Annotated in this window: 9 protein-coding genes and 7 pseudogenes; 9 read left to right on the top strand and 7 right to left on the bottom strand. The window is 51.9% G+C overall.

Features of this window, described 5'->3' with window-relative positions; all coding sequences use genetic code 11:
* Positions 1 to 342 precede the first annotated feature (342 nt).
* Positions 343 to 510, top strand: coding sequence for a hypothetical protein (locus F6S08_RS16610; protein ID WP_315871925.1), 168 nt, complete (start codon positions 343 to 345; stop codon positions 508 to 510).
* Positions 511 to 706: 196 nt separating this feature from the next.
* Here the strand turns inward: F6S08_RS16610 and F6S08_RS16605 are convergent.
* The 4 genes and pseudogenes from F6S08_RS16605 to F6S08_RS16590 form a co-directional block, all read right to left on the bottom strand.
* Positions 707 to 820: pseudogene (locus tag F6S08_RS16605) on the bottom strand (integrase); the annotation flags it as partial.
* Positions 821 to 827: 7 nt separating this feature from the next.
* A complete protein-coding gene (locus F6S08_RS16600) occupies positions 828 to 1,376 on the bottom strand; it encodes an N-acetyltransferase (protein WP_315871924.1) in 549 nt (182 codons plus the stop codon).
* 563 nt (positions 1,377 to 1,939) lie between these two features.
* Positions 1,940 to 3,292 (bottom strand): OprD family outer membrane porin, encoded by a 1,353-nt coding sequence (locus tag F6S08_RS16595; RefSeq protein WP_315871923.1) that lies wholly within the window; start codon positions 3,290 to 3,292, stop codon positions 1,940 to 1,942.
* 154 nt (positions 3,293 to 3,446) lie between these two features.
* A complete protein-coding gene (locus tag F6S08_RS16590) occupies positions 3,447 to 4,712 on the bottom strand; it encodes an MFS transporter (RefSeq protein WP_315871922.1) in 1,266 nt (421 codons plus the stop codon).
* Between the two features lie 457 nt (positions 4,713 to 5,169).
* Between F6S08_RS16590 and F6S08_RS31450 the strand changes: the two are divergent.
* Positions 5,170 to 5,415: pseudogene (locus F6S08_RS31450) on the top strand (LysR family transcriptional regulator); the annotation flags it as partial.
* Between the two features lie 855 nt (positions 5,416 to 6,270).
* Positions 6,271 to 9,177 (top strand): FAD-binding and (Fe-S)-binding domain-containing protein, encoded by a 2,907-nt coding sequence (locus tag F6S08_RS16585; RefSeq protein WP_315871921.1) that lies wholly within the window; start codon positions 6,271 to 6,273, stop codon positions 9,175 to 9,177.
* A gap of 567 nt (positions 9,178 to 9,744) precedes the next feature.
* Here the strand turns inward: F6S08_RS16585 and F6S08_RS16580 are convergent.
* From F6S08_RS16580 to F6S08_RS16570, 3 genes are all read right to left on the bottom strand, one after another.
* On the bottom strand, positions 9,745 to 11,097 hold the full coding sequence (locus tag F6S08_RS16580) for an aminotransferase class III-fold pyridoxal phosphate-dependent enzyme (RefSeq protein ID WP_315871920.1): 1,353 nt from the start codon (positions 11,095 to 11,097) through the stop codon (positions 9,745 to 9,747).
* A gap of 89 nt (positions 11,098 to 11,186) precedes the next feature.
* Entirely contained in the window at positions 11,187 to 12,662 is a 1,476-nt protein-coding gene (locus F6S08_RS16575) for an NAD-dependent succinate-semialdehyde dehydrogenase (RefSeq protein WP_315871919.1), read from the bottom strand.
* Between the two features lie 884 nt (positions 12,663 to 13,546).
* Positions 13,547 to 13,729: a DUF3275 family protein gene (locus F6S08_RS16570; RefSeq protein ID WP_315872022.1), complete on the bottom strand. Its 183-nt coding sequence runs from the start codon at positions 13,727 to 13,729 to the stop codon at positions 13,547 to 13,549.
* A 309-nt stretch (positions 13,730 to 14,038) separates the two neighbouring features.
* Here F6S08_RS16570 and F6S08_RS16565 point away from each other — a divergent pair.
* From F6S08_RS16565 to F6S08_RS31445, 6 genes and pseudogenes are all read left to right on the top strand, one after another.
* Positions 14,039 to 14,283, top strand: a pseudogene (locus F6S08_RS16565) (DEAD/DEAH box helicase); the annotation flags it as partial.
* A gap of 50 nt (positions 14,284 to 14,333) precedes the next feature.
* Positions 14,334 to 14,675 (top strand): annotated as a pseudogene (locus F6S08_RS16560) (TIGR03745 family integrating conjugative element membrane protein).
* 11 nt (positions 14,676 to 14,686) lie between these two features.
* A pseudogene (locus tag F6S08_RS16555) lies at positions 14,687 to 15,092 on the top strand (TIGR03750 family conjugal transfer protein).
* A pseudogene (locus F6S08_RS16550) lies at positions 15,089 to 15,181 on the top strand (TIGR03746 family integrating conjugative element protein); the annotation flags it as partial. The pseudogenes F6S08_RS16555 and F6S08_RS16550, both read left to right, overlap by 4 nt.
* A 152-nt stretch (positions 15,182 to 15,333) precedes the next feature.
* Positions 15,334 to 15,666: pseudogene (locus tag F6S08_RS16545) on the top strand (PfkB family carbohydrate kinase); the annotation flags it as partial.
* Positions 15,650 to 15,799, top strand: a complete 150-nt coding sequence (locus F6S08_RS31445) for a dihydrofolate reductase family protein (RefSeq protein ID WP_409999764.1) — start codon at positions 15,650 to 15,652, stop codon at positions 15,797 to 15,799. The pseudogene F6S08_RS16545 and the gene F6S08_RS31445, both read left to right, overlap by 17 nt.
* Positions 15,800 to 16,401: the final 602 nt, after the last annotated feature.

The following is a 16,401-nucleotide window of genomic DNA, read 5'->3' as shown; positions in this document are numbered from 1 at the left end:
AATTCCTCGCCGACCAAAAGGTCCTTTCGTGATCTCATTTAACGCGGGATGATGATGAGAATTGGTCATTAGGCATGAATGCCCACGGGGGATGCGGCCGAACCATTGAGCTGCTAGTGATCCATGAAGCCAAACCGAGATGGATGAAAAGCCCATGGTGGTGATCTCGCCCGAGGGGCTCTATGATGAATAGGCGAAAGCATCAGCCAGCGAAAGCGTAAAGTTTAGTATCCGGCTGATCGTATGACAGTAGCGATGTGACACACACGCTACAGCTGATGTATCGCCTGCCACAATTAAAACGGGAGTGACTGAATGACCAAAGCCGAATTGTGACAACAGGTGCGGGAACAGTTTGAGCAGCACCTGCAAGTAAACCCGGATGCAGTGACGCTTTACGCTGCAGAGCGTGAACCTGAAAAAAACCTTGGAAAAAAACCGAGCTTGCTTGATCAAGCGTTTACACAGAACCTGACCGACATCGAAAAAGAACTACAGACTAAGGTCTAATCAGAGCGGCTACTTGTGTCGTCACGAGGATATGTCGATAGATAGAAAATCAAAATCGTGTTCTTGAAGTTTTAGCGGTTGCCGTCGCTGTGGTGATGATCGGTTCTACGGCGGCCCAAGCATTTTTCGATAAAGTTCGCGCATTATTGCCGCTGCCCTACCCCCACTTGTGGAGCGCGATGTGGGCTTCAATAAGGCGGGTGCTTGGGTTGTCGATATTGGCGACCCATTCCACCGCTGTCGGCACGGCGGCCAATTGCTGGAACCCGACGACGCTCAGCCGGCGTTCGCTTGGATTGGCGCGGAGGATCGAGGATTCATAGGTCTTTCCAGGTTTCGAAACGTGTCTGGATATGGGGCCACTCTGGTGACGCTTTCAGCTCCCGTATCAAGCTTTCATGCCCGGGTTTCGGTAGCAGATGCTGCCAGCGTTGTTGCTCCATCATCATTTGCTCGTCGCTGCGCAATTCCTCCCCGATCTGTGCGCCGGCCGCCGCCAATCGCCCTCGTGTCCGATCCCAGCAGTCATCGGACAAGGCATTATGGTTCATCGGAACAATAGGTAACCCGTGCTTAAGCCAGAGAAGCCATAATACGTGTAGACCGATGCACTGCAGCTGGCGGCCGGGCTCAAGTTTAATTCGGTTGATGTAAAGGCGATCACCTAGCGGACTAATACCGTAATCGACATACCCGACGCCCTGCTCAGCTATCTGGATGCTATCTATGAAGTTTGCCCCCGGGTAGACAAAGCCGATTTTGGATTCAACGCGCTCTCGGACTAAACGAGTCGTTGAGGCGCTTTCATTCAGTTTCTTTACCACGCGTCTACGAAAAAAATCTCGTAGCGGCTCAAAAATCGACATATGGCCAATCCTGCTTAGAACTCTAAACAACCTGTTTTACTACCGCTTTTTATATAAGAATTTCATAAGGTCTAGCATACCTCCCCTGAAGAAACATATTTCCTGCTGCACTCAATGGACCGGTTTGAGAGGGAGGCCTTGTTTTCCCGCAAGGACGCCCATGAACCTATCACGTCCAACTCGGACCTCTGTAATAATCAATGCCTCTCTGGTCATCCTGGCGGGCATGCTGAGCTATGAGTATCACCACATTTCCTCCTCAGTAAAAGCTTGTATGCGACTACACACAAGGACTCGCTCGAGGAACTGCTGACACGCCTAGGTGAGCAGCCAAAGATCATCGTCTCTCCACCGTGATCGCTGCCGAGGGTGTCTTCAGCCAGCAGGGCCAACCATTCTTTAACCTAGTAAGCCTCCTGCGCCCTTTTGTATTGATTCAGTGCTAAAAAAATACGTAGAAGACGCACGAGACTTACTTATCCAAGCAGGCACCACCGTATTTTTATAAAAATTATCAACCAGGAGGGCCAAGCACCACTATCACTTAGCCAGCATCGAGATAATTAGAAAAATTTTATAGGGATCGTGGTCACCACTCGAAGCTCATCGTAGTTACCTTCAATTTGACCACTCGTAGCTCGGTGATTATACCCGATTGCTTTGAAGTTCCACTTCTGCATAGGTCCCGATTGCACTAAATACGACAAGACTATTCCGTTTTCATAATGGCTGGCTCCGTCAATCCCTCTAACGTTGTATCCAGCAGTATGGCCATTGCGATCACCATCATAGTGAGTGCCATCAATGCCCCACCCCTTAGCATGCCATACTGAAAATGCAAGACCTGGGACGCCATATGCCCCTAAATCCAAGTCATAGCGGACTTGCCAAGACTTTTCGTTAGGGCCACTGTAATCAGAATATAGTGCGTTCGCCAGATAGTTCCCCGTAGACTCATATACATAGTCAAAATACTCGTTGCCAAGTACCTGTTGCCAAGCCAGTGTAACACTATGACCGCCATGACCTCCTGTTACAGCCAAACTATATGCATCATTCTTAATATAACCAAGGCGTTTTTCGCCCTGATCTTGCGTATGATAATAATTCAGAGCAGTTTTGAGTGAGTAACCCGATTCAACTGAGAGCTTATGCGTGACACCCAAATAACCTTGATCCCACATATTCTCAAACCTAGATCCATAGGCACTTATTTCAAGGCTTGGAAGGACTTGAGCTGTGGCACCAAAATAGTTCAATCGATCGCCAGTTATTGCCCTATTACCGTAGAATGAGGCAAAATCCTCAGAACGGCTTCCAGTTCTTATAATCGCTTTATCGAAGCTTCCTCCCTGAATCTTTAGCCCGTCCCACTCGTTGCTGGTAAACGCCGCACCTTGAAAGCTGGAAGGAAGAGCTCGATTATCCTTGGGCCGGAGCACTGGAGTGTCAACCATCATACGCCCAACTTTAAGTTCAGTCTTGGACACTTTGAACTTTACGTCAGCAACTCCCAGACGGCTCCAAGTAGGTACTGCGTCCCCATCACTATCTACTAGCACACGGTCACCGCCATTTGCTATGGCTCCGTGACCTCGCTCCAACGGTGCAGCACTGAATAAACTACCATCAATACCCACCCCTACCACACCTAGAGTGTAGCCTGAAGAGTAATTCAGCATTGCTGCTTGAACCCAAGTTATGCGGTCACGAGTGGTTTCGTTCCCCCAAGGTTTCTTTATCGTCAGATGGCTGCGACCGGATGTGCGCTGATTTGAGTAAAAATTTCGCAAGTTCAAAGAAAGATTAGAACCTTCAATAAAACCTTCGGCATCAGTACCTGAAGACGCAAGTGCGTACTGAAATCCGGATGTGAAAAAGCCTATTACTGCAACAACTAAGCAGCGAGATGCCATAACTGAAGTCCTGTCAGAGGTATGAACACGATAAGCGAGACACTGGGCGAGTCGTATCGTACACAAACCCGCCCTAACTTTATAATCCCAGCATTACCAATAGTTCTAGATTATTGGCGAGCTTAGCAACACTCAAACCGTCACCTGCCCTCAACTATCGAGAGCTGGGTAGTTGACCCTGATTTAGGCTCACGTTGCTTTTACGAATCTTGAGATATATGAGCATAATCACACTCACGCCCAAGAAGACTGACAGGATCGAAAATCCTAAATTATTGTTACCAGTAGTTTTAGCCAAGTAACCCATAAGATAAGGCCCCGCAAACCCACCCAGACCGCCGCAGGAGTTAATTATTGCGATACCGGCCGCAGAGCTTTTCCTTGAAAGCAACTGCGCTGGGATGGACCAGAATGGTCCGTAGAACGCAAATAGGCCTACAACAGCGACTGTCAGTGCTACAAGCATCGAGGGAATGGATGTAAGCCCATAAATTATTACGATGTAGCTTGCGATTACGATAAGCAGGGGGGCAGCCGCATGGAGGTAGCGCTCACCTTTTTTATCCGATCTCCGCGCCCAAAGATTCATAAGCAAACCGCCCACGAAATACGGGATTGCTGAAATCAAGCCAACCTGTGTTGCCGTTGACGTTACAGAGAGCTTCTGGATGATCTGCGGCAAGAAATACAATAGCCCCAGTGTGCCAGTCATATAGAAAAAATACAGTACAGAAAGGTACCAGACAGTTGGGTCAGAAAAAGAACTATGATCTTGCTTATTACTTTCAGTTATTCCTTCAGCATTGAGTTCCACCCGCAGAGCCTGCTTTTCTTCCGCAGTGAGCCAGCGAGCTTTTTCTGGGCTGTCCGTGAGGTAGAAATAGGTGATGGGCGCAAGCACGACGGCTGCGGCGCCTTCAATTATGAACATCCAACGCCAACCCTCCAAGCCCAAGCCTTTAAAGTTGTCAATCAGCCAGCCTGAAATCGGGCCACCTAAAACGAAAGCAAGAGGTATAGCAGACATAAACATGGCTACGTATTTAGCCATGCTCTTCTTAGGGAACCAGTATGTCATGTAGTAAATCAGCCCTGGGAACAATCCAGCTTCAGCAAGGCCTAGCAAGAAACGCAGTATGTGAAGTTGCGTTGCACTTTGAACAAAACCGGTCAATATGACAACTACCCCCCAAGTAAGCAAAATCCGGGAAATCCAAACTTTCGCACCGAACTTAGCAAGCAATATATTGCTTGGAACCTCAAATATAAAGTATCCAACGAAAAACATCCCTGCCGCTAACCCGTATACGCTCGCGTCAAATCCCAGCGTCGCATTCATCTCAAGCGCAGCAAAACTGATGTTAGACCGATCTATGTACGCGACAACATACAGCAGCAACAAAAACGGAATCAAACGCATTGTTACTTTTTTTAGTGCTGACTGACTTTCGGATCTCATTGTTGGCATTCCCATTCTGACCGACCTACTTGAATCGGTTTTTTGTGTAGCCCACGACCGATTACCGATGAATTCATTGGTAAATTATAGTGCAGGCAAGAGCAAATTTCACGAACGTAAATTTCACCCAAACCTTTCTATATTTTGGTATCTAGGGGGACTGTTATTTGGGCAGGCATAGCTTGAATCGACACGTGGGACTTATGGCTTGACCCGATCGTGCTGAAGCTTTTTATTTTTTATTCTAGTAAGTATCGGAGTGCCTCCTTTGAAGGCGCCGATAAGCACTGGCCTCGAGTATCTTGAACTTGGGCTCTTCCGAAAAGCAAAATATTCTTTGCCAAGGTATTAAATAAACTAATACCTTAAGGCGCAGAATGAGCACTGCGCGGGCGCAGCCTCTGATCGTGCGCTTAAGGCCGCATCACGACTGGGCATTTACGTAGCTGCTCCCCAATCCCTGCATGTCACGCAACCAGCCATTGGAAGGCATCTGAAAATTTTGAAGGAATGGCTGGATGTGCAGTTGTTTGATCGCTCACCAGGAGGTGTAACGCTGACCGCTGCAGGGATGGAATATTTATCGCAAGCACTTCACGTGGTGGTGGACGCCGGTACCCTGCTATCACACAAAGCGGAGGAGCATCGGATTCGCATCGTCTGAGCACCAGCCTTGACCTCTCGCAGGCTCAGACCCCGCATTGCTCAATTGCCGCTGCTGCAGCCTGGGCTCAAATCGCCATCGAACCAAATATTCGCTCACTTCAGTCGACTCTTCACAAGCCGATTTCGGAATTGCATATGATCAACCAGGGAACCTCCCAAGTTCCCGCAGGCCGCTGACCAAACCTGAGGCATTCCCTGCTTCCCCGCTTTCTTGGCGAAGCTACCCCGACGTCCCATCCTGACCGAATTGGTCTCTTGCCAGTTGAAATATGTGGGCGATGGTGCGTATTGGAATGCATGGTTGCAGGCCAAAGAGCTATCTCTCCAAGTCGACACGGACACTTCACATCTCAGTACCGACATGATCCTAAATCAAGCTCAACGAGGCTTGGGATTGCCTTGGCGAACAACCTGAGGTAGCAAATAACTGCGCCCTCCTCAACTGCTATCAGAAAACTCGGCAAGGTTCATTGATTTATTCACACGCCCTGCTGGACGAGACATATTCAGGTGCGATTTCAAAAAATATTTAGGTAGTCGATTCAGAAGTTTACCGCTGAAACAACGGTCAGTCTGACGCTGAGGATGCGAGACTGGGGATTGTTTTTGATATTGGGGTTAGATTTGACCTGCAATAGGTTAGTGACCGTTCTTCGGTCGCCGATCTCTGAAAGAAATCAAAAGCGATCAAAATAATTGATACTTCAATTATTAGTTAGACGTCATCCACTCCTACTTTCGATAGGTAGAGGCTCACACGGCAATAACATAGATTGACAGCCTGTCAATGCTAAACATTTGTCACATGACAAACCGAAGCGCCCGTGTTGATGATCGAGAAGGCTGCACTCTAATGACCTATTACAATCCAATACCTGTCGACCTCAACGTACTGATGAATCTACGCAAGTCTCTACAGGCGCATACCACAGCTGAGATTCGTTTTGACGCTGGCACGCGTGCGATCTATGCATCGGAGGCTTCGAACTACCGCCAGTTACCAATCGGCATTGTGATCCCGAAGACGATTGAAGATGTAGTCGCCACGGTTGCCCTGTGCAAAACGGCAGGTGTGCCAATTCTTCCGCGGGGAGCCGGAACCTCAATGTGCGGCCAGTCCGTCAATGCCGCAGTGGTGATTGATGCATCGAAGTACCTCCATTCGATCATCAGCATTGATGCGGAGCGTCGCATCGCAAGGGTTGAGTCAGGTGTAATCTGTGATCAGCTCAAGGATGCTGCCGCTACGGTAGGCCTCACTTTTGGGCCCGACCCGGCTACTCACAGCCGCTGCACACTGGGCGGAATGATCGGTAACAACTCTTGCGGTGCACACTCGGTAATGGCGGGGAAAACCGTCGAGAATATCGAGCGCCTTGAGATACTGACCTACGATGGCGAACGCTTTTGGGTAGGGCCTACTGATGAGGCAACCTATCAAGAGCATATCCTGGCCGGCGGTCGACGCGCAGAAATCGTGCAAGGTCTGAAAGACCTTGTTGACCGGTACGAGGATGAGATCCGCCAAGGATTCCCTAAGCTAAAACGGCGCGTGTCCGGCTACAACCTTGATCAGCTTTTGCCGGAAAACGGGTTCAACATTGCTCGGGCACTGGTAGGTGTCGAGGGTACTTGTGCAACAGTGCTGCAGGCAGAAACTCTTCTGGTCAAAAACCCGACTCATCGGGTATTGGTAGTGCTCGGCTACGAAGAGATTTACTACGCTGCCGACTCCGTGCCGCAACTGCTGCCACTGAACCCGATTGCGATGGAAGGGTTGGATGATGGCATCATCGGCGGCTTGAAAGAGCGAGGCATGAAGCTCGCTGATATCGCTGAGCTACCAGTGGGTAACGCCTGGTTGATGATCGAGTTCGGTGCACTGTCCACCGAGGCGGCGGTTGCCTTTGCGCAGCGCGTAGTTGATATCGCACCTGATCTGCCAGGGCGTCCCAGCGTTCGCCTGGTAACCGAAAAAGGATTGATGAACCGCATCTGGACCATTCGTGAAACGGGAGCCTCTGCAACATCACTTGGCTTGGATCCAAGCGCGCCGGACCCAGTTGTTGGCTGGGAGGACGCTGCCGTCGAGCCCGAGCACCTAGGCAAATACCTGCGTGAATTCAAAAGTCTGGTAGGCCGCTATGGTTACAAAACCAACCTGTACGGGCACTTCGGTGACGGTTGCATCCACTCCCGGATTACGTTTGACCTCAAGTCGCAGTCTGGCGTAGAAAATTGGCGCGCGTTCCTCGACGAAGCTGCCAGGTTGGTCGTTCGCTATGGTGGCTCATTGTCAGGTGAGCACGGTGATGGCCAAGCTAAAGGCGAGTATCTTCACATAATGTACTCCGCACCGATCATGCAAGCGTTCGCAGAATTCAAGGCGATCTGGGATCCGCTCAACCGAATGAATCCTGGGAAGCTCATTCATGCAATGCCCGTTGACGCCAACCTGCGCATGGGACCCGACTACGAGCGCCGCGAAGTAAAAAGCCAATTCACCTATGACGTCCGGCTGGGTGACAAGGGCCTGGCACGAGAAACTGAACGATGCATCGGCATGGGCAAGTGCCGCTCATTGAACGGCGGCACCATGTGCCCGAGCTTCCGAGCAACACGGGAGGAGAAGTACTCTACGCGCGGTCGCGCCCGCCTGTTCTTTGAGCTGCTCAAAGGCGAAGTCATTGAAGACGGCTGGAAGAGCGAGGAGGTCAAGGACTCTCTAGATCTATGTTTGAGCTGCAAGGGTTGCAAGACGGACTGCCCGACTAATGTGAACATCGCCCGCTACAAGACCGAGTTCCTCAGCCGCTACTATGCCGACAAGCGGCGTCCAGTCATAGATGCGATGATTGGGCGGATCGGTGAGTGGCTACCGCATGCCACTAAACTGTCGCCAGTGATCAACTACGCCATGGGCAACCCTGTTGTCCGCAATGTAAGTCGTTACTTTGGACTGTCGAAGTCAGCTCGGTTCCCCAAAATCGCCTCGAAGAGCTTCCGCTCCAGCGTAACTGCCAAGCGCCTGCTGAAGCAGCAGGCCGAAACCACTGGCACCGAAGTATTACTTTGGGTAGACAGCTTCAACAATGGCTTCACGCCAAAGGTGCTGGAAGCGGGTGTCTTTGTGCTTGAGGCGCTCGGGTTTACGGTGAAACTCATGCAGCGCCACGTGTGCTGTGGGCGCCCCTACTATGATGTCGGGATGATCGACCAGGCGAAATCCAATCTGGAGAAAATCCTCAATCAACTGGAGCCCGTTCTAGAGGAGGGTTGGCCAGTAGTGGTTCTTGAGCCAAGCTGCCTATCTGTGTTCCGAGATGAGATGCCTGGACTGTTCCCTGTTGATCCGCGGGCTAAAAAGCTTGAGAAGTCGATCATGACGCTAAGTGAGCTCATTCATAGTCGCGGGTTGAAGCTACCGACCATCGACGAAGATGTCCGCATCCACGGCCATTGCCACCAGAAATCCTGCGGTGGCATGGAAGCAGAACAAAATGTACTTGAGAAACTCAGCAGCAGAGGCCAAGTGATTGACGCGGGCTGCTGTGGAGTCGCCGGCGCCTACGCCTACCATGAAAAGACGGCTCCGATCGCGAAGATCATTGGCGAACAAGAGTTCAAACCTCACATTGATCGCATTCCGCAGGATGTCCCGGTCGTGGCTGATGGGTTCAGCTGCAGAGGCCAGATTCGCTCGGTAAGTGGTCGCGAAGCCCAACATCTCGCTGAGTATCTGGCCAAAATTCTCAGCTAGTGTGCCCTCTGTGGCAGCATGAACCGGAAAGACTAGTGAAACTTGATGCCGCTATTGAAAATAACGTTCTGCGCGAAGCGACTGTCGTCGCGGGTGGCAGTGCGACGAATCGCGAAATCGCCTGAGTCCATATCGTCGATCATTCAGAAACCACCAATTGGTTGTAACCTGGCAAATTACTGCTGCTCACGGGCTACAACTGGCCTGCGGCAGAAGATAATTCAGGGGAAATGGTTAGGCGGCTGAGTGAAACTGCCTAGCCGGAGTTTTTATGGCGGCCCCGCTTTTTCCAGAGCCCCAGTAGCCATTGACGAGACAGACAGTTGCAAATTGCCGCGGCTAGAGCTGCCTTCGGAAATCCAGTTCAGCGACATTATGCATGACGTTCTAACACGAATTATCAACATATAGGCTCAAATCATCCGCCGTTCCGACCTCCTCCATTGCACCATTATCAATCCTTCCCGACAGCCTTTACTGATGTTTTAGCCGGGTAAATATCGCGGGCAAAAAAAGAGGGTCTGACCAAGACCCTCAAAGCAGCCTAACGCCTGTATGAATGAGTTCTCAGACCCACCTTGTACCTACTACCTTCTCGATGGAGAAGACGAGGATTTCAATTAGCTTGTCGACATCAGCGTTGGTGTAGTTCAACGAGGGAGCAAAGCCCAGAATATCATCAGCAAAGGCACGGAACACCAAACCTTCGCTAAATGCATGGGCCAAGATTTTCTGACCGAGCTTTAAACTGGCGTCAGGCTTGGCTCTCGTTTGCTTATCTGCAACAAGCTCAAGGCCAGCCAGCATACCCTGGCCTCGCACCTGCCCTACGATTTCAAGTTTCTCAAGGCCACGCAGCCTTTCCTGAAAATACTCACCTACTGCGGTACCATTTTTAAGAAGGCTGTTTTCATATAAGTCCAGCGTCGCATTGGCGATTGCCGCGCTGACTGGATGGCCAGCATAGGTTTGACCATGACCGAAAGGAGTGCCATCAGATCCTGCCTCCGCGATCGCCGCATAAATCCTATCCGAAATAATGGTCGCGCCCATCGGCGCGTAGCCTGATGTCAGCCCCTTCGCCATGACCATCAAATCCGGACTGACACCCTCATGCTCACAGGCAAACATGGGGCCAGTGCGACCAAAGCCGGTAATGACTTCGTCCACAATCAGAAGAATTCCGAGCTCATCGCATGTCGCCCGCATAGCCTTCAGATAGCCGGCAGGCGGAACAATTACTCCCCCTGAACCAATGATGGGTTCACAGATGAATGCAGCAACTTCGTTTTGGCCGATTTCATGCACCTTGCTTTTGAGTGCGGCAACGGTTGCCTCAAGAACGGACGCTTCGTCTGGGCCGGCGCTGTGCCGGTAAAGGTAGGGCGCTTCAATGTGATGCTGGTTAGGCGTGGGCACATCAAAATAGCGGTGGAAAACTGGAAGTGCGGTCAGGCCGCTGCCCATGGCAGAGGAACCATGATAGCCGCGCTGCACTGCAATGAAATGCTTCTTACAAGGTCGCCCAATGGCATTGAAGTAGTAGCGTACGGTGCGGATGGCTGTGTCGACTGCGTCGGAGCCACCTTGTCCAAAAATGACATGATTCAAGCCGGCAGGTGTCAGCTTGGCCAAACGATGAGCGAGCTCGATAGCGGGTTCGCTACCGAAACCAAAATACCCCGTTGCGTAAGGCAGCTCTTCAAGCTGCCTTCTCGCGGCCTCAATGATCGTTCGCTGGCCGTAACCGGCATTCACGCACCAAAGGCCGGAGAACGCATCTTGAACGCGATGCCCGTTTACATCCACAAGATGGATACCCTCGGCACTTTTCCAGACGCATACGCCTTTCTCTTGGTGGTCCATCAGTGCAGTCACCGGGTGAAGCCAGTGCTGGTCTTTTTCCTGAAGGTTATTCATTAATGCCTCTACACAAAACACAAGTCGGGATGACTCTGCGCTCAAGGGGTGATTGAGGGCAGAGCGTACTAACCACCAAAGGTGATGGATTAATCTAAGCCGCCTTGGCAGACGTATTTGATGTGCATGTATTCCTCAAGGCCGTGAACGGAGCCTTCTCTGCCATAGCCCGAGTCTTTTACCCCCCCGAACGGAGCTGCTTCAGCAGCCAAAGCCCCCTCGTTTACGCCGACGATGCCGCATTCCAATGCATCGGAAACGCGGTGCACACGACGCATATCATTGGTGTAGAAGTAGGATGCCAATCCGAACGGCGAGTTATTGGCCATCTTGATGACTTCCTCCTCGGTTTCGAATTGGGTGATCGGCGCAACGGGGCCGAAGGTTTCCTCATGGAAGCACTTGGCGGATGGATCGACGTCTGCCAGAACGGTCGGCGCGTAATAGGTAGACTCAGATCGCTGCTCGGTGAAAAGACGCTTACCGCCAGTCAGAACCCGGGCACCACGAGCGACCGCATCGTTAACGTGCTCCTCGATCTTCGCGACAGCTTTGGCGTTAATCATTGGACCAATCTGCGACGTATCATCGCTCGCTGGGCCAACGACCAAGGCCGCTACGCGAGCAGCCACCTTCTCCAGGAATTGGCTGTAGACCTTCGATTGAACGTAGATACGATTTGGGCATACGCAGGTTTGACCACCGTTGCGAAATTTGGCAACCATCAAGCCTTCTACCGCTTGATCGATGTCGGCATCCTCGAACACGATGAACGGTGCGTTACCGCCGAGTTCCAATGCCAGTTTCTTGAGAGTGCGAGAAGACTCGTAGGCGAGGTGCTTGCCAACAGGAGTCGAGCCCGTAAAAGTGATTTTGCGAACGCGTGCATCGTCCAGCCATACGTCAGCAACGGCCTTTGAAGAGGCAGTGTTCACGATGTTCAGTACACCAGCAGGCACACCGGCCTCTTCTGCAAGCTTGACCAACGCCAATGCAGTGAGAGGCGTCTCTGCTGCCGGCTTGCAGACTACGGTACAACCGGCAGCCAGCGCCGGAGCGATTTTTCGCGCAATCATCGCTGCTGGGAAGTTCCAAGGAGTGATGGCAGCAACAACGCCAACGGGCTCCCGGTAGGCAAACATTTTCCGGCCACGTACCACTTGAGGAATGATGTCGCCGTTTGCGCGGGTAGCTTCCTCAGCAAACCACTCAACATAGCTGGCAGCGTAAGCGATTTCACCAACAGCTTCTGCAAGCGGCTTTCCTTGCTCAGAGGAAATGATCTTGCCCAGATCCTCAGCGGAAGCCATGATCAGGTCATTCCAGCGCTTCAGGATCACAGCTCGTTGCTTGGCTGGAGTGGCGCGCCAGGCATCGAATGCATCAACTGCCGCTTCAACTGCAGCCTGAGCATCTTTTTCGTTACTGTTTGGAACGAAAGCCACACGTTCCCCATTAGCAGGGTTGTTAACCGAAATAACTTCTCCCGACACCGCATCCTGCCATACACCAGCAATGAAGTTCTTGGTTAGGATCAATTCTTCGCGCTGCAGCTTAAAGCTCATAAAACCTCCAGAGAGATTTGAAAATCATTAGACATTATTCTTCGCGCAAAAACAGCAAAAAAAAACGCAATTTAGTGTTTCTAAAACAACTCGAGCTTTTTGAGTTACGCCCTAGCCCATTACGCCCAAAGACAAGCTTTACGAGCAGTAGCTTTAACCATTAGCTTAATGCTGATCCTATGCAAGGACCCGTCGACCAGCTACCTATTCAAGAAAGGATAAAATATATATTTTAACTATTTTTGGTAGGAGCACCGACATGAGCACCGGCTGTTTTACTTTCGAAAAAAATTCGATACGTTCGGCATTTCACAGTCCACAACTGATCAATCAGAGTAGTAAAAACTGGCTCCTCAGCTCGCAACGCATCCTCCAATCCGGCGCCGCAGGCACACTGAAGGATTGCATGGGGGCCCTTTACATAGCGTTCGTTGATGTCGTCCATCACTCGCATCAGTCGGCCCACACTCCAGCGACTGTTTGATCGCGAACAAGTCCTCCGAAAACTCACCGGGTTGCCGCAAATCAGTCAACAATACTTCTACCGTACTGCCGTAGAAGCCGTGACGGAAGAACCGCGCTACCCCATCGGTAGCCAGATGAGTACTCAGCAATGTGTCGCAGGTTGAATAAAGCAACTCGACAAGTTCCCCCTGACAGCGTCGCCCAGAAGGCAGATCGTACCGAACAGATTGGCGTCTTGTTTTGCGCTAAAGGCCACGCTAGGCTGCCCCCAAAGGGGGCAGCCTCTTGACGGTTAACCAGTGCTGCCTGCCCTATTAGACGACACCAGCTTCTTACGCTGCTCGAGAGGCTCTGACTGCGCAGCAGAGGGCTCTTCGCTCCACAGAATCCCGCTCACTCGCAGAACGCGCGGCAGTCCTTTAACTGTAAACCTGTCCAGCTCGTCCAGGCTCATGCTTTCGAGCTTTGCACGAATTTCTACGACTATCCGACCCGATGTTTGAATAGTCCAAAGGGTGAACTCGTGTAATCAGGAAATGCCCCGGGGGTTTTTCCTCGCTATATTGATCGAGGAGCGCGTCTTTGATGACAAACTCACCGATTGAAGTTGAAAGCCGTCCGACGGTTAATTCACCATTACGGCCATGGTGCGTATTGCCAGTTCGCCTGGAATGTTAATCATGTGCAGCTCCACACTGCTGAGAATGAAAGAAGTCCGCCAAATTTCAGGCTTGGGTGGGGGGGCTGTGAATGCCAACGGGCTTATGGGCAAGAAGTATCCCTATATTCTTTAAGTGAGGTGTAGAGATAGAAAACGCCAAATGACGATTCAATTCGGTCAAACTTCAGGTCCAACCAGACTCGATCTGAGCTGTTGCCGTCTGGCACCAGTCGAAGCTGAAAAGCGAACACGTCGGGCAACCATACTGAAATTAATGAGCCTAATTCTACCATCGGCCCAATACGCGCAGATAGATTGCTGAATGACTTTGGGGAGGCATTTCTCGCCTCAATGCTGATCGATAACTTCGGCTAACTCATCAACCTATCGGGCGCCAAGGGCTACTACATCTTCTGCGACCGTCAAGCGAAACGTATCGAACAAGTAATGGCCAACATTGAGTTTGGCTTCGGTGACGGCGGCTATCTATCCACGAGACAGCCCGCCGATTGGGGCGCACTGTAGCACCAGGCCTCGTTCCACCGATTTCATCCACCCCACATGGATCTCCGCATCTAATCCGGTCCCCGGTAGGCGCAGCCGCGCTGCCGTCCCCACAGGAACTGCCGCAACTGGAGAACCCACCCGCGGCACCGGCAACGCATCATGGAGACCATCCGCAATTACGGCTACGACATCATCATGCTCGTCGCTCTCCTGGTCGTGGCGTCGATGTTCATCGGCGCGTGCTATCACGCATACGGCACCGACGCGGAAAGCCACAGCGGTTGCAAGACCTTGGGCCAGTTGGGATCACGGTCGCCATCGGTGCAATGCTGCTCGTGACCGGTATCTGGCTCCTAACCGAAGCCACCGGCATCCTGTAAGGGGACTGGCCATGTCCGAGCACCAACACATCCGCGCCGACGGGACGGTCACGTTCCTCCCGCACCGGCTCAACCGCCACACAGTGGTTGTGCGCGGCCTCACCGCCGACGAGCTGTGGATTTTCCATGGTCTGTCCAGCGGCGCCGGCCTGCTGGTCGGCGCACCTGTGCTGGGTGTTCGGTACGATCGCGCTTGCGCCGACGTTCGTCGTTCTGGGCGTGGCCCTCGGCGTGTTCATGGGCGGCATCCTCTGCCGGCTCAAACGTGGGCGGCCCGATACCTGACTATACCGGCAGCTGTAGTGGCGGATCGCCACGCGTCATCCGCTCGCAGCCGGCTGGGTGGCCGATCATGTGCTGATCTTGCACTCGGGCTTCTGGTCCACCTGTAGGTCCCTGCCTAGGGGCGCGCGATGAGCCGTTTCAAGAACGAGATCACCCACCTCCAGGCGCACATCATGACGCTGCGACTGGGAGCGAGGTTACTTGTCATGGTCGCCCTGGTCAGACGCCCAGCGACTACCGGCGCACTACAGCCGTGAAACTCTTCAATTGAGACAGTCTTTACCCATCGCTATCGATCACGCAGGTAAGATGAGACCGGTCTATCGATGTGACACACGAGAGTATCCCCAGTCCGACACAAGAAAGGGTGAATATGCAATTGCCGCGCGTAGTGGTGTTTGGTGAAGCACTGACCGACGTGGTTCAACACTCGCCCGGACGGTGGCAGGGCTATTCGGGTGGCGCCCCCTGGAACGTGGCCCGCGCGATGAGCCTCCTCGACGTGCCCACTGCATTCGCCGGCTCGATCATTACCGACTCACTGGGCGATAAGCTCGCACATCAATCGAAGGCTGCCGGACTGGATATGAGATCTCTACAGAGAGTTGACGCTGACCCTCCGGTAGCGATCGTGCCCTCCAGCCATCCTCCCCGGTATTTCTTTGCGGGCGAGGCTGATCTACTTTTTGATGTGGACCAACTCCCATTGTGAAAATCTTAAGCGAGCATTAACGACGCTAGGCGCACAATTTGGATTGAGGCCCCTGCTACTCGAAGGCGGGGGAGTGATCAACGAAATCTTCCTGAAGGCCGGCCTTATCGATGAGATCAGCTTTTGATGCCCTGATATTGATCGTCTGAGCGGGGTGCCGAGCATATTGAGTACGGCCAGTGGGGCGAACGTCCTGCGTCATATCAGTACGCAAACGATTGAGGATAGTTTCATCTGCGTTGAGAAGGCGTCATCGCCGTTATAACATTCATCACAACGGAGACCCTCTCCGGCGAGAGCCCTCGTTAAAAGGGCCTACCGCTCAGCCTTAAAGGCGCTCGCTCCTGCATATCGGGCGCGGGGATTGGAATGAGCAGCTCAGTACTCCCTCCATCCACGAAGTAATGTGTCATTTATCATTTTCGTGCATAGCAGTATTTTACATTAGCAGCTTTTAAGGAAGATCCTGCGGAGATATTATCCCCCGCGCGAAGCCGCAATCCCATGAACTTCGGCTTCGTACGCTATTTACAATCAGTTAATGATCCAGGACAGCCTCCTGAACGTATTAGAAATGGAGGTCTTTACATAGCTGCTACGTAACTAGGTTTTTCACCAACTATCTACATACCGAACATCATACGGTGACTCTGGATCATAGAGCCATAAACAAAAGGAAGCTAATAATAGCTGAAATTGAATCATTAGATCTCCCTAGACCATCATCAG

Origin of the sequence: Pseudomonas sp. JV449 (assembly GCF_032424295.1) — a bacterium.
In the GTDB taxonomy this organism is placed as follows: Bacteria; Pseudomonadota; Gammaproteobacteria; order Pseudomonadales; family Pseudomonadaceae; genus Aquipseudomonas; species Aquipseudomonas marginalis.
Note: the sequence above shows the minus strand (reverse complement) of the source record. Positions and strands in the feature narration are given on the sequence as shown.

Bases quoted from the DNA above. Each gene is read 5' to 3' on its own strand.
- F6S08_RS16600 (WP_315871924.1), bottom strand. From the start codon at position 1,376: ATGTCGATTTTTGAGCCGCTACGAGATTTTTTTCGTAGACGCGTGGTA.
- F6S08_RS16595 (WP_315871923.1), bottom strand. From the start codon at position 3,292: ATGGCATCTCGCTGCTTAGTTGTTGCAGTAATAGGCTTTTTCACATCC.
- F6S08_RS16590 (WP_315871922.1), bottom strand. From the start codon at position 4,712: ATGCGTTTGATTCCGTTTTTGTTGCTGCTGTATGTTGTCGCGTACATA.
- F6S08_RS16585 (WP_315871921.1), top strand. From the start codon at position 6,271: ATGACCTATTACAATCCAATACCTGTCGACCTCAACGTACTGATGAAT.
- F6S08_RS16580 (WP_315871920.1), bottom strand. From the start codon at position 11,097: ATGAATAACCTTCAGGAAAAAGACCAGCACTGGCTTCACCCGGTGACT.
- F6S08_RS16575 (WP_315871919.1), bottom strand. From the start codon at position 12,662: ATGAGCTTTAAGCTGCAGCGCGAAGAATTGATCCTAACCAAGAACTTC.
- F6S08_RS31445 (WP_409999764.1), top strand. From the start codon at position 15,650: ATGTGGACCAACTCCCATTGTGAAAATCTTAAGCGAGCATTAACGACG.